Genomic DNA, 12,637 nt, shown 5'->3' with positions numbered 1-12,637 from the left:
GGGAGAGGGGCTGGGGAGAGGGCTGAAAACACAGCAAGCTGCTAGTTTTTCCCCTCTCCGAACGCGGCCCGCCCTAACCCTCTCCCCAGAGGGGCGAGGGGACTGATCGTATTTGACCGTTCTAAAGTGAACAGAATTCCGACCGTGGGAGGCGCTACAGCGGCGACAAAATCAAATCCTTGCGGCTAAAGCCCCTCCCACAACTGCCCGCCTCAACTTAGCCGATGGCCGCTAGCAGCTTCTCCCACTCCTTGGCTTCCTTCTTCGAGGTGCCGCCGAGCAGTTCAAGCGCCTGACGCAGACGGAAGCGGGTCAGGTCCGGACCAAGGATTTCCATGGCATCGAGCACGGAAACCGAGCTGGCCTGCCCGGTGATGGCAGCGAACATCAGCGGCATGGCGTCACGCAGCTTCAGTTCCAGATGCTCGACCACGGCCTGGATGCAGCCGGTGATGCGCTCTTTTTCCCACTGACGCAGCGACTCGAGCTTCCACAGGATCAGTTGCATCAGCTGGCGCACCTGATCCGCCGAGAGTTTCTTGTGCTCGAACAGCTTGGCATCCAGGTTCAGCGCGCCGGAGAAGAAAAAGCCGGCCAGCGGTGCGATCTGGCTGAAGGTCTCCACCCTGCCCTGCACGTGCGGCGCGATTTTCATCAGGTACTCGGGGTTGAGCGCCCACTTCTGCACTTCGGCGGCAAAGGTCTCCACCGGCAGCTCGCGCAGCCACTGGCCGTTCAGCCAGGACAGTTTTTCCAGGTCGAAGATCGGCCCGCCCAGCGATACGCGGTTGATGTCGAAGTGTTCGATCATCTCGGCCAGCGAGAACTTCTCGCGCTCGTCCGGCATCGACCAACCCATGCGCCCCAGGTAGTTGAGCATGGCCTGCGGCAGGTAGCCCATGCGCTCGTAGAAGGTGATGCTGGTGGGGTTCTTGCGCTTGGACAGCTTGCTCTTGTCCGGATTGCGCAGCAGCGGCATGTAGCACAGCGCCGGCTGCTCCCAGCCGAAGTACTCGTAGAGCTTGATCAGCTTGGGCGCCGACGGCAGCCACTCTTCGCCACGCAGCACATGGGTGATGCCCATCAGGTGGTCGTCGACCACGTTGGCCAGGAAGTAGGTGGGCAGGCCATCGGCCTTCATCAGCACCTGCATGTCCATACGATCCCAGGGGATCTCGACGTCGCCACGGAGCATGTCCGGCACCACGCAGACGCCTTCGCTCGGCACCTTCATGCGCACCACGTGCGACTCACCCGCGTCGATGCGGCGCTGCGCCTCGGCTGGATCGAGGTGCATGCAATGGCCGTCGTAACGCGGGGTTTCCTTGTTGGCCATCTGCTGCGCGCGCACTTCATCGAGGCGCTCGGCGGAGCAGAAGCACGGGAAGGCGTGGCCTTTGGCGACCAGCTCGTCCGAATACTTCTTGTAGATTTCGCCACGCTCGCTCTGCCGATACGGGCCGTGCGGGCCGCCGACGTCCGGGCCTTCGTCCCATTCGATACCCAGCCAGCGCAATGCATCGAAAATCTGCTGCTCGGACTCGCGGGTCGAACGCAGCTGATCGGTGTCTTCGATGCGCAGGATGAACTGGCCACCGTGCTGGCGAGCGAAGCACAGGTTGAACAGTGCAATGTAGGCGGTGCCGACATGGGGGTCGCCGGTCGGCGATGGCGCGATACGGGTACGAACGGTGGTCATGAATGTTCTCGGAAGGAAGACACGAGGTTTGAATCAAGCGGGCGATGTTAGCAGGCCGACGGCCCCCGGCTCCAGCAGCCCGCCGCGGGTGATCGGCAGGCTGGCGATTAGAAAGTCGAGGAAGGTCTTGACCTTCATCGCCTGGAAACGCCGCGACGGATAGATGGCATAGACCTCGCCCACCGGCAAGCGCGCTTCGGGCAACAGCTCGATCAGGCGTCCGCTGCGCACCGCGTCCTCACTGATCATCACCGGCAGCCCGGAAATCCCGGCGCCCGCCAGGGTCGCCTCACGGGCGAAGGTGATGTTGTTGCAGGTCATCACCCGCTGACAGGGCAGGTTTTCACCCAGCAGCGGCCAATAGCGTGGCGCATCGTGCTGCAACAGAATTGCCCGGTGCCCTTCCAGCTCGGCGACGCCACGCGGCGTGCCATGCGCGGCCAGATAGGCCGGGCTCGCGCACAGGCGCCGGCCGCTTTCGAACAGCTTGCGCGCGATGAGGGTGGAATCCTGCGGCTGACCGACCTGGATGGCGATGTCCACGCCCTCCTCCAATGGATCCACCGAGCGCGAGGTCAGCTCCACCTCGGCGTCGATCTGCGGGTACTGACGCATGAACTCGCCCAGCACTCGCCCGAGAAAAAGCTGGCCGAATTCGATGGGTGAGGTGATGCGCAACAGCCCGGAGGGCTCGCGCTGCAGCTGCATCACCGCCTGCTCTGCCTCGGCGAAGTCGAGCATGATCTGCCGGCAACGCTCGTAATAGGCCTGCCCCACCTCGGTCAGACGCAACTTGCGCGTGGTGCGATTGAGCAGACGCACGCCGAGACGTTCCTCGAGCAAGGCGATGCGCCGACTCACCGTCGACTTCTGCATGCCCAGGCTGGTCGCAGCCTGGGTGAAGCTGTGGCATTCCACCACTCGGGTAAAGATCAGTGCGTCATCCAGCCCCATGATTGTTCCTCGTACGCAACAAAGCATGCCAAGCCTAGAGTCTACTAGCACAAAGGGAACACTGTTAAATTTACTTACATTTCTTTGTCGCATCCCGAGCCTCAAGCATGCCCGCAAAACTGCAACGCCGCCTTCTCGTCTTCGCAATCCTTCTCGCCCTTATCGTCGGTGCCCTGCTCGCTCAATGGCTGCTGGTCGGCCGCTATCACGAGAGCACTGACAACGCCTACGTACAGGGCGAGATAACCCGTGTCTCCAGCCAGTTGAATGCGCGCATCGAAAAGGTGCTGGTGCGCGACAACCAGCACGTGGAAGCCGGTGAGGTGCTGGCCGTGCTGGAAGACGCCGATTTCCGCCTGGCTCGCCAGCGCGCCCTCGCCGCTCTGGAAACCCATGAGGCCGAGCGCGCCCAGGCGCAGAGCAAGCTCGACCAGCAGGCCAGCCTGATTGCCGCCAGCCAGGCTGATGTTGCCGCCAGCCAGGCGACCCTCGATCGCTCCAAGCTCGATCTTGGCCGTGCCCAGACCCTGCGCAAGCCGGGTTATGTCTCCGAAGAACGCGTTACCACCCTGGCCGCCGACAATCGCGTGGCCCGCTCGCAAGTGGCCAAGGCCCAGGCCGACCTGCAGGCGCAGCGTCAACAGGTCGCCAGCCTGGAAGCCGAGCTCAAACGCCTGGACGCGCTCATTCTCTCCGCCCAAGCCGACCTGGAGCAGGCCGATCTCAACCTCTCGCGCACACAGATCCACGCACCGATCAGCGGCATGGTCGGGCAACGCTCGGCGCGTGAAGGCCAGGTGGTGCAGAGCGGCGCCTACCTGCTGTCGCTGGTGCCGGATCAGGACATCTGGATTCAGGCCAACTTCAAGGAAACCCAGATCGGCCGCATGCGCCCCGGGCAGAAAGCCGAGCTGCTGTTCGACAGCTATCCCGACACGCCCATCGAGGGCCGCATCGATAGCCTGTTCGCCGCTTCCGGCGCTCAGTTCAGCCTGCTGCCGCCGGACAACGCCACCGGCAACTTCACCAAGGTGGTGCAGCGCATCCCGGTCAAGCTGACCTTCGCCGCCGACAACCCGCTGCGCGGACTGATCCGCCCCGGCATGTCGGTGGAGGTCACCGTGGATCTGCGCAGCGAAGAACACCATGGCGGGTGATGCGCTGATCCGCGCGACGGCGGAGCCCAGTCGTCGCGACTGGATCGCGGTGATGAGCACCATGCTCGGCGCCTTCATGGCGGTACTGGACATCCAGATCACCAACTCCTCGCTCAAGGACATCCAGGGCGCACTGTCCGCCACGCTGGAGGAAGGTTCGTGGATTTCCACGTCCTATCTGGTGGCCGAGATCATCATGATCCCGTTGACCGCTTGGCTGGTGCAGTTGCTCTCGGCGCGACGCCTGGCGGTGTGGGTGTCGGTAGGCTTTCTGATTGCCTCGCTGCTGTGCTCCATGGCCTGGAGCCTGGAGAGCATGATCGTGTTCCGCGCCTTGCAGGGTTTTACCGGCGGCGCGCTGATTCCGCTGGCGTTCACCATGACGCTGATCAAGCTGCCCGAGCATCACCGCGCCAAGGGCATGGCCCTGTTCGCCATCACCGCTACCTTCGCCCCCTCCATCGGGCCGACGCTGGGTGGTTGGCTGACCGAGAACTGGGGTTGGGAATACATCTTCTACATCAATGTGCCGCCGGGCCTGATCATGATCGCCGGCCTGCTCTACGGCTTGGAGAAGAAGGCGCCGCACTGGGAGCTGCTGAAGACCACCGACTACGCTGGCATCGTCACCCTCGGCCTGGGCCTGGGCTGCCTGCAGGTGTTTCTCGAGGAAGGCCACCGCAAGGATTGGCTGGAGTCGCAGCTGATCGTCGGCCTCGGCAGCGTGGCACTGGTCAGCCTGATCCTGTTCGTCATCCTGCAGATATCCCGCCCCAACCCATTGATCAACCTGGGCGTGCTGCGCGAGCGCAACTTCGGCCTGGCCAGCATTTCCAGCCTGGGGCTCGGTGTCGGGCTGTATGGCTCGATCTATGTTCTGCCGCTGTACCTGGCGCAGATCCAGGGTTACAACGCCATGCAGATCGGCGAAGTGATCATGTGGATGGGCGTGCCGCAGCTGTTCCTGATCCCGCTGGTGCCCAAGCTGATGAAGGTCATCTCGCCGAAGTGGCTGTGCGCCCTGGGCTTTGCCCTGTTCGGTGCGGCAAGCTTCTACTCCGGCGTGCTCAATCCGGACTTCGCCGGCGAGCAGTTTCATCACATCCAGATTATCCGCGCGCTTGGCCAACCGCTGGTGATGGTCACCATCTCGCTGATCGCCACAGCCTACATCCTGCCGCAGGATGCCGGCTCCGCGTCCAGTCTGTTCAACATTTTGCGCAACCTGGGCGGCGCCATCGGCATCGCCCTGCTCGCCACCCTGCTCGATGCCCGCGCCAAGGTCTACTTCGACTACCTGCGCGAATCCATCGTGCCGACAAATCCACAGGTGGCAGAGCGCCTGCACCTGCTGACGCAAACCTTAGGCAGCGAGCAGGCGGCGCTGGCCAAGCTAAGCCAGATCGTCCATGAGCAAGCGATCATCATGGCCTACAACGACGCGTTCCATTTCATTGGCATCGCCCTGGGCGCAAGCATGCTGGCGATTCTTTTGACGCGAAAGCTGCCGCAGAACATGGCGGGTGGCGGCGCGGCGCATTGAGGCACGACCCGATCAATCGAACCCGAATGCACTCTTCGGCTGCGGCCCCTGTCTCCGTGGGAGCGGACTTGTCCGCGAATAGGTCCGGGAAAAGCTTCGCGGACAAGTCCGCTCCCGCAAATTAGCAACAACGCCGACCGCCATTCGCAGGAGCGAGCTTTGCTCGCGAATCCGGCTACCCGTACAGCGAACGCCCCCGTCGGCGGCCGCGCCTGCCCACTGTGGGAGCGGACTTGTCCGCGAATAGGCGCGGGAAAGCTTCGCGGACAAATCCGCTTCTACACTCGTAGCCCGGATGCAATCCGGGAATGGCGGCGTCAGACCTGCAACAACCGATCCCTGAGCTTCTGAATCTCGTCACGCATCTGCGCAGCAGCTTCGAACTCCAAGTCGCGCGCCAGGGCGTACATCTTCTCTTCCAGCTGGCGAATACGCTTGGTGATCTCGCTCGGCGAGCGCAGTTCGTTCTCGTAACGGGCGCTCTCCTCTGCCGCCTTGGCCATACCCTTGCGCTTGTTGCTGCGTGCGCCCGGCACCACGGCGCCTTCGAGGATGTCCTTGATATCCTTCTGCACGCCCTTGGGTACGATGCCGTTGGCCTCGTTGAAGGCGATCTGCTTCTCGCGACGTCGCTCGGTCTCGCCAATGGCGCGCTGCATCGAGCCGGTCATGTTGTCGGCGTATAGAATCGCCCGGCCGTTGAGGTTACGCGCCGCGCGGCCGATGGTCTGGATCAGCGAACGCTCGCTGCGCAGGAAGCCCTCCTTGTCCGCATCGAGAATCGCCACCAGGGCGACCTCGGGCATATCCAGACCCTCGCGCAGCAGGTTGATGCCCACCAACACATCGAAGGCGCCGAGGCGCAGATCGCGGATGATCTCCACCCGCTCCACGGTGTCGATATCCGAGTGCAGGTAGCGCACCTTGACGTCGTGATCGCCGAGATAGTCGGTCAGATCCTCGGCCATGCGCTTGGTCAGCGTGGTGACCAGCACGCGCTCGCCCGCTGCCACGCGCAGTCGAATTTCCGAGAGCAGGTCATCGACCTGGGTGCGCGCTGGGCGCACCTCCACTTCGGGGTCGACAAGTCCTGTGGGCCGCACTACCTGCTCGATCACCCGCCCGGCATGCTCGGCTTCGTAAGGTCCCGGCGTGGCGGAGACGAAGATGGTCTGCGGGCTGGCCGCTTCCCACTCCTCGAAACGCATCGGCCGGTTGTCCAGCGCCGACGGCAGGCGAAAGCCGTATTCCACCAGCGTTTCCTTGCGCGAGCGGTCGCCCTTGTACATGGCCCCGACCTGCGGCACCGAAACGTGAGACTCGTCGATCACCAGCAGCGCTTCGGCCGGCAGGTAGTCATACAGCGTGGGCGGTGGCGCGCCGGCTGGGCGTCCCGAGAGATAGCGCGAGTAGTTCTCGATGCCGTTGCAATAGCCCAGCTCGAGGATCATCTCCAGGTCGAAGCGCGTGCGCTGCTCCAGGCGCTGCGCCTCGACCAACTTGTTCGCCCCGCGCAGGTATTCCAGGCGCTGCTGCAACTCGACCTTGATATGCTCCACCGCCTCCAGCAGCGTATCGCGCGGGGTGACGTAGTGGCTCTTGGGGTAGAAGGTGAAGCGCGGCAGCTTCTGGATCACCTCACCGGTCAGCGGGTCGAAGGCGCTGATACTCTCCACTTCGTCATCGAACAGCTCGACGCGAATGGCTTCGAGATCCGATTCCGCCGGGAAGATATCGATCACATCGCCACGCACGCGAAAGGTGGCGCGTGCGAAATCCATGTCGTTGCGCGTGTATTGCAGCTCGGCCAGACGGCGCAGCAGCGCGCGCTGGTCCATCTTGTCGCCGCGGTCGAGGTGCAGCACCATTTTCAGGTACTCCTCGGGGCTACCCAAGCCGTAGATCGACGACACGGTGCACACCACGATGACGTCCTTGCGCTCGATCAGCGCCTTGGTCGCCGACAGGCGCATCTGCTCGATATGGTCATTGATCGAGGCGTCCTTCTCGATGAAGGTGTCCGACGACGGCACGTAGGCTTCCGGCTGGTAGTACTCGTAGTAGGAAACGAAATACTCCACCGCGTTATTTGGGAAGAACGCCTTGAACTCGCCGTAGAGCTGCGCCGCCAGGGTCTTGTTCGGCGCCAGCACCAGCGTGGGCCGCTGCACCTTGGCGATCACATTGGCCACGGAAAAGGTCTTGCCCGAGCCGGTCACACCCAGCAGGGTCTGGTGCGAAAGCCCGGCCTCCAGCCCCTCGACCATCTGCCGGATCGCCTCGGGCTGATCGCCGGCAGGTTTGAAGCGGGTCACTAACTGAAACTCGGACATGCAGTACCTCGACAAATGGCTGTGACGCATTGATTCGGACTGCGTCAAAAGCCATGAATTGCGGGGCGATTCGGCGATAGGTCCAAGTAGAGTCGAATTACCTGGCAAAAGGCCTTAATTCAGGGCTTTGCGCTGTCGCCCCCTGGATTCAGGGTCGTTATACTAACGCCCCGTTTACGCGCCCCCTAGCGCTTTTGTCGGGGACGCCTGGCCTCCCACCCCTCACTCGAGTTGCCGCACCCATCATGAGTCTCTTCTCTGCCGTCGAAATGGCTCCGCGCGATCCCATCCTGGGCCTCAACGAAGCATTCAACGCCGACACCCGCAGCACCAAGGTCAACCTTGGCGTGGGCGTCTATTACAACGAGGAGGGGCGAATTCCGCTGCTGCGCGCCGTCGCAGAAGCCGAAAAGGCACGTATCGAGGCCCACGCACCGCGCGGCTACCTGCCGATCGAAGGCATCGCCGCCTACGACAAGGCCGTGCAGGAACTGCTGTTCGGCAAGGGCGCAGCCCTGATCGAAAGCGGCCGCGTGATCACCACCCAGGCCCTGGGCGGTACCGGCGCACTGAAGATCGGCGCCGACTTTCTTAAGCGCCTGCTGCCGGACGCCACCGTGGCCATCAGCGACCCGAGCTGGGAAAACCACCGCGCGCTGTTCGAGTCCGCCGGCTTCCCGGTGCACAACTACCGCTACTACGATCCGTTCAGCAACGGCGTAAACCGCGGCGGCATGCTCGAAGACCTGCGCAACCTGCCGGCCCGCTCCATCGTCGTGCTGCACGCCTGCTGCCACAACCCGACCGGCGTCGACCTGCAGCTGGAAGACTGGAAATCCGTGCTTGAAGTGCTGCGCGAGCGCGAGCACGTGCCATTCCTCGACATCGCCTACCAGGGCTTCGGTGACGGCATCGAGCAGGACGCCGAAGCCGTGCGCCTGTTCGCCGAATCGGGCCTGGAGTTCTTCGTCTCCAGCTCCTTCTCCAAGTCGTTCTCGCTGTACGGCGAGCGCGTCGGCGCCCTGTCGCTGGTCACCAGCAGCCGTGAAGAATCGACTCGCGTACTGTCGCAGCTCAAGCGCGTAATCCGCACCAACTATTCCAACCCACCGACCCACGGCGCCACCGTGGTCGCCAGCGTGCTCAACAGCCCTGAACTGCGCGCCATGTGGGAAGCCGAACTGGGCGAGATGCGCGACCGCATCCGCAGCATGCGCCTGGCCATGGTCGAGCAACTGGCCGCACTGGGCGCCAAGCGGGACTTCAGCTTCGTTGCCGAGCAACGCGGCATGTTCTCCTACTCCGGCCTCACCGTGGAGCAAGTGGAACGCCTGAAGGAAGAGTATGGCATCTACGCCGTCGGCACCGGCCGCATCTGCGTCGCCGCGCTGAACAAAGGCAACCTGGACAGCGTCACCCGCGCGATTCACGCGGTGCTGTAATCGCTGTAGGAGCGAATTTATTCGCGAATAAATTCGCTCCTACAGGTTTTGCGCTGCCAGGCGGCCATCAGGTTTTTTGCACTGCTGACTCAAAGGCCTCAGCCTGTAGCCAGCGTCTTTGCATGCTGCACCCTGTAGGAGCGGCTTCAGCCGCGATCCACCACAGCCGTCGCGGCTAAAGCCCCTCCCACGCACCAACCCGCCGAATTCTCCCATCCGAAGTCGCCACAAAGTGTTGACTTCCCCTTTTTAATCAGTAACATACGCACCGTTGTTCCGCGATAGCTCAGTCGGTAGAGCAAATGACTGTTAATCATTGGGTCCCTGGTTCGAGTCCAGGTCGCGGAGCCAAATTCAAGAACCCAGCCTAACCGCTGGGTTTTTTATTGCCTGCAGGACTCTCACCAGGGACTGCGTCCCAGGTTATTCGCTTCGCTCACCCCTCCGGGGCCGCGCTAAAGCGCGTTCAGCTACGCTGTCGAGTCCAAGTCGCGGAGCCAAACTCAAGAACCCAGCCTAACCGCTGGGTTTTTTATTGCCTGCGGACTCTCACCAGGGACTACGTCCCAGGTTATTCGCTTCGCTCACCCCTTCGGGGCCGCGCTAAAGCGCGTTCAGCTACGCTGTGGAGTCCAGGCCGCGGAGCCAAATTCAAGAACCCAGCCTAACCGCTGGGTTTTTATTGCCTGCGGACCCTCAGCAGGACCGACTAGGTCACTCACTGTACATCCAGGAGCCGCCAGGTCACGCTGGAGTATTGCAACACCAGAAGCATCCAGGCTGACCGTAGCCACCCGCGCATTGGCCGACCCGGCATTTTCAGTTTTGGGTTTCAGCCGCGGTTACAGCCAGAGAGAAGGAAGCAAGGACAGCAGACAGCAGACAGCAGACAGCAGACAGCAGACAGCAGACAGCAGAGTAAAAGACGTGCGCTCAACATAAGGCACACCCCTTGTTTATAAAAAAGCGAAAAAACATAGCCTCGCTCTTCAACTAGACGCTATATCCCAGCTGTCGGCCTCCAGCTCAATACTCACGATTTCTAAGATGAATCCAGTCCACGATCTCACCCTCAGGCACATAACCATGCACCGTTTCGCGCAACAGCACGCGCACACGCGTATAGTCATCCTCATCGACTGCTGCCAATAATTCCTGCAAACGTGCCTTGAGATCCTCCCAAGGCAACATATCCTCTTCCGCCCGCATGATCATCGGATGCTCGGTCGGTTTCACATCGTCGCCGATCAACAACTCCTCATAGAGTTTTTCACCCGGACGCAGTCCAGTAAAATCAATCGGAATATCGCCATGAGGATTCCGCTCATCTCGCACGCTCAGACCTGACAGGCGAATCATTTTTTCTGCCAAATCAGCAATCTTCACTGGCTCCCCCATATCCAGCACGAACACATCGCCGCCCTGCCCTAATGAACCCGCCTGAATGACGAGCTGCGCCGCTTCAGGAATGGTCATGAAGTAGCGGGTAATGTTCGGGTGCGTCACCGTGACCGGCCCACCCTGCTTGATCTGCTCTCTAAACAGCGGAATAACCGACCCGGAAGAACCCAGCACATTACCGAAACGCACCATGGTAAAACGCGTCTTGTTGACTTGGTGAACACCATGCTCCTGACCAAAGAGCAATGGTGCAGACTCACGGCTCAACGCCTGAAGCACCATTTCAGCCAACCGCTTTGTGCTACCCATGACATTTGTAGGCCGCACAGCCTTGTCGGTGGAGATAAGTACGAAGTTCGCTACGCCAGCTTTAATAGAAGCCTGCGCGGCATTGACGGTTCCCACCAGGTTATTCAGCACCCCTTCAGCTACGTTATGCTCGACCATGGGCACATGCTTGTAAGCCGCAGCGTGATACACAGTATTTACACGCCAGGTCTGCAGAATGTCGAACAGACGCTCGAAGTTCCGGATAGACCCAAGAATAGGCACCAGCCTGATAGGCAGCGACTCTCGCTCGATTCGCTGCTGCAATTCGCCATGAATACTGTAGAGATTGAACTCGCTGTGCTCGAAAAGCAGCAACGCATGAGCACCGCTCGCGAGAATCTGCCGACACAGTTCGGAACCGATGGAGCCGCCAGCTCCAGTCACCAAAACCACTTGGTTCTTGATGCAGCGCTGGAAGAGATCCTGGCGAGGCGGAACAGCATCACGACCTAGAAGATCAGCAATATCTACTTCTTGGATGTCCTCGACTTTTACCCGCCCACTTGCCAGATCGGTGAATCCCGGCACGCTTCGCACATGCAAAGCATAAGGCTCCAGCTTGTCGAGAATATCTCGCCTGCGCGCACGCGAGATAGAAGGCATAGCGAGCAAAATCTCATCAGCGCCCGTCTCGTCGATCATTTGTGGAATATGCTTTGGGGTATAAACGCGCAGTCCGGCGATCACACGATTGGCAACCCCGGCATCATCATCCACAAACGCCACGGGACGCATCGTGACACTCAAGCGCAAGGCGGCGAGCAGCTGATTACCCGCAGTACCGGCACCGTATATGGCTACTCGTGCTATTCCTTTACCAGAATCGACCTGCTGGCTCAGCGGATCCAGCCAATTGCCAATGAAGAACTGGCGCATCGCCAAACGCAAGCCGCCCAACAACAGAAGGCTAAGCCACCAATAATTGAAAACCATAGAGCGAGGCACTACCGCCGTCGGGCCGGTGTACCAGTAGACAGCAAGGGCCAATACCAGAGCCGATAAGGTAACCGCTTTGGCAATAGTCAGCAGCGCGTCGCTACCGACATAACGCATAACCGCCCGATACATCCCCATGCGAATGAAGATCGGCAACGCGATGAGTGGAGCAGTGATAAACAACCAACCATGGCCATCAAAGGGGCTAGCTGCAAAAAAGTCGCCCAACCTAACCGCGAACGACAGCCAAAGCGCAACCCAGATCAACAGCGTGTCAGCTGCCAATTGCAAAAAGCGCTTCTGCCGCCTGGGCAAAGCAATCAAAAACTCACGCACTAGTATCATCCTAAGGGATAACTGAAAAATAGAGCCAAATCGGTCAATAACGATACTGAAAGATGCAGCTAATCAAGCTCCAATCCGATCAATCGATTACCTTGCCATTCTCCAGCTATGCAAACAGTCTGTGAAGGCGTTTTCCCTCATTAAATACTGAGCTCCACCCAAGGCTCCGGCGCAAGCCTTAACGCAATAAAAGGGCAATTAGAGCAGAACATGCTCATCAAGAAATGTGCTCACTCGCCTGGACAGACGCCGCTCATATATACCAGTTGCTGGTAACTCGCGGCGGGGCTCTTGAGACCAACGGTTATACAACGAACAAGGCTTTTAAGTAACGACGAGAAGCGGCAATGTCACACCTTAGCGGCAGGTAAAGCGCCAGATGAGTGTAAGTAACCGGCGTGACTGACGCTATTTACTCACCGCCCTGTCGATTCGCACTTACTCACCAATCTCGCACTGAAGCTTATCTGGCACACCGAAACCATAACTCCTCCGGG

At 60.7% G+C, this 12,637-nt stretch carries 7 protein-coding genes and 1 tRNA gene; 4 read left to right on the top strand and 4 right to left on the bottom strand.

Annotated features, from left to right (window positions below; translation table 11 throughout):
* Positions 1 to 217: 217 nt before the first annotated feature.
* Both gltX and P3C50_RS02670 read right to left on the bottom strand, forming a co-directional pair.
* Positions 218 to 1,699 (bottom strand): glutamate--tRNA ligase, encoded by a 1,482-nt coding sequence (gene gltX / locus P3C50_RS02675; protein WP_275544777.1) that lies wholly within the window; start codon positions 1,697 to 1,699, stop codon positions 218 to 220.
* Between the two features lie 33 nt (positions 1,700 to 1,732).
* Complete coding sequence (locus tag P3C50_RS02670) at positions 1,733 to 2,653, bottom strand: LysR family transcriptional regulator (RefSeq protein ID WP_275544776.1); 921 nt, start codon at positions 2,651 to 2,653, stop codon at positions 1,733 to 1,735.
* 107 nt (positions 2,654 to 2,760) lie between these two features.
* On the opposite strand from P3C50_RS02670, the gene P3C50_RS02665 reads away from it, so the two are divergent.
* Positions 2,761 to 3,810, top strand: a complete 1,050-nt coding sequence (locus P3C50_RS02665) for an HlyD family secretion protein (protein ID WP_275544775.1) — start codon at positions 2,761 to 2,763, stop codon at positions 3,808 to 3,810.
* A gap of 49 nt (positions 3,811 to 3,859) precedes the next feature.
* Positions 3,860 to 5,353: a DHA2 family efflux MFS transporter permease subunit gene (locus P3C50_RS02660; protein ID WP_275545334.1), complete on the top strand. Its 1,494-nt coding sequence runs from the start codon at positions 3,860 to 3,862 to the stop codon at positions 5,351 to 5,353.
* Between the two features lie 317 nt (positions 5,354 to 5,670).
* Here P3C50_RS02660 and uvrB read toward each other — a convergent pair whose 3' ends face one another.
* Positions 5,671 to 7,686 (bottom strand): excinuclease ABC subunit UvrB, encoded by a 2,016-nt coding sequence (gene uvrB, locus P3C50_RS02655; RefSeq protein ID WP_275544774.1) that lies wholly within the window; start codon positions 7,684 to 7,686, stop codon positions 5,671 to 5,673.
* Between the two features lie 245 nt (positions 7,687 to 7,931).
* Here uvrB and P3C50_RS02650 point away from each other — a divergent pair, with 245 nt between their 5' ends.
* Both P3C50_RS02650 and P3C50_RS02645 read left to right on the top strand, forming a co-directional pair.
* Positions 7,932 to 9,128 (top strand): amino acid aminotransferase, encoded by a 1,197-nt coding sequence (locus P3C50_RS02650; protein ID WP_275544773.1) that lies wholly within the window; start codon positions 7,932 to 7,934, stop codon positions 9,126 to 9,128.
* 275 nt (positions 9,129 to 9,403) lie between these two features.
* Positions 9,404 to 9,479, top strand: a tRNA-Asn gene (locus tag P3C50_RS02645).
* 675 nt (positions 9,480 to 10,154) lie between these two features.
* Here the strand turns inward: P3C50_RS02645 and P3C50_RS02640 are convergent.
* Complete coding sequence (locus P3C50_RS02640) at positions 10,155 to 12,140, bottom strand: nucleoside-diphosphate sugar epimerase/dehydratase (RefSeq protein ID WP_275544772.1); 1,986 nt, start codon at positions 12,138 to 12,140, stop codon at positions 10,155 to 10,157.
* Positions 12,141 to 12,637 lie beyond the last annotated feature (497 nt).

Origin of the sequence: Pseudomonas sp. Marseille-Q0931 (genome assembly GCF_940789645.1) — a bacterium.
In the GTDB taxonomy this organism is placed as follows: Bacteria; Pseudomonadota; Gammaproteobacteria; order Pseudomonadales; family Pseudomonadaceae; genus Aquipseudomonas.
This window is presented reverse-complemented; position numbering and strand designations above follow the sequence as displayed.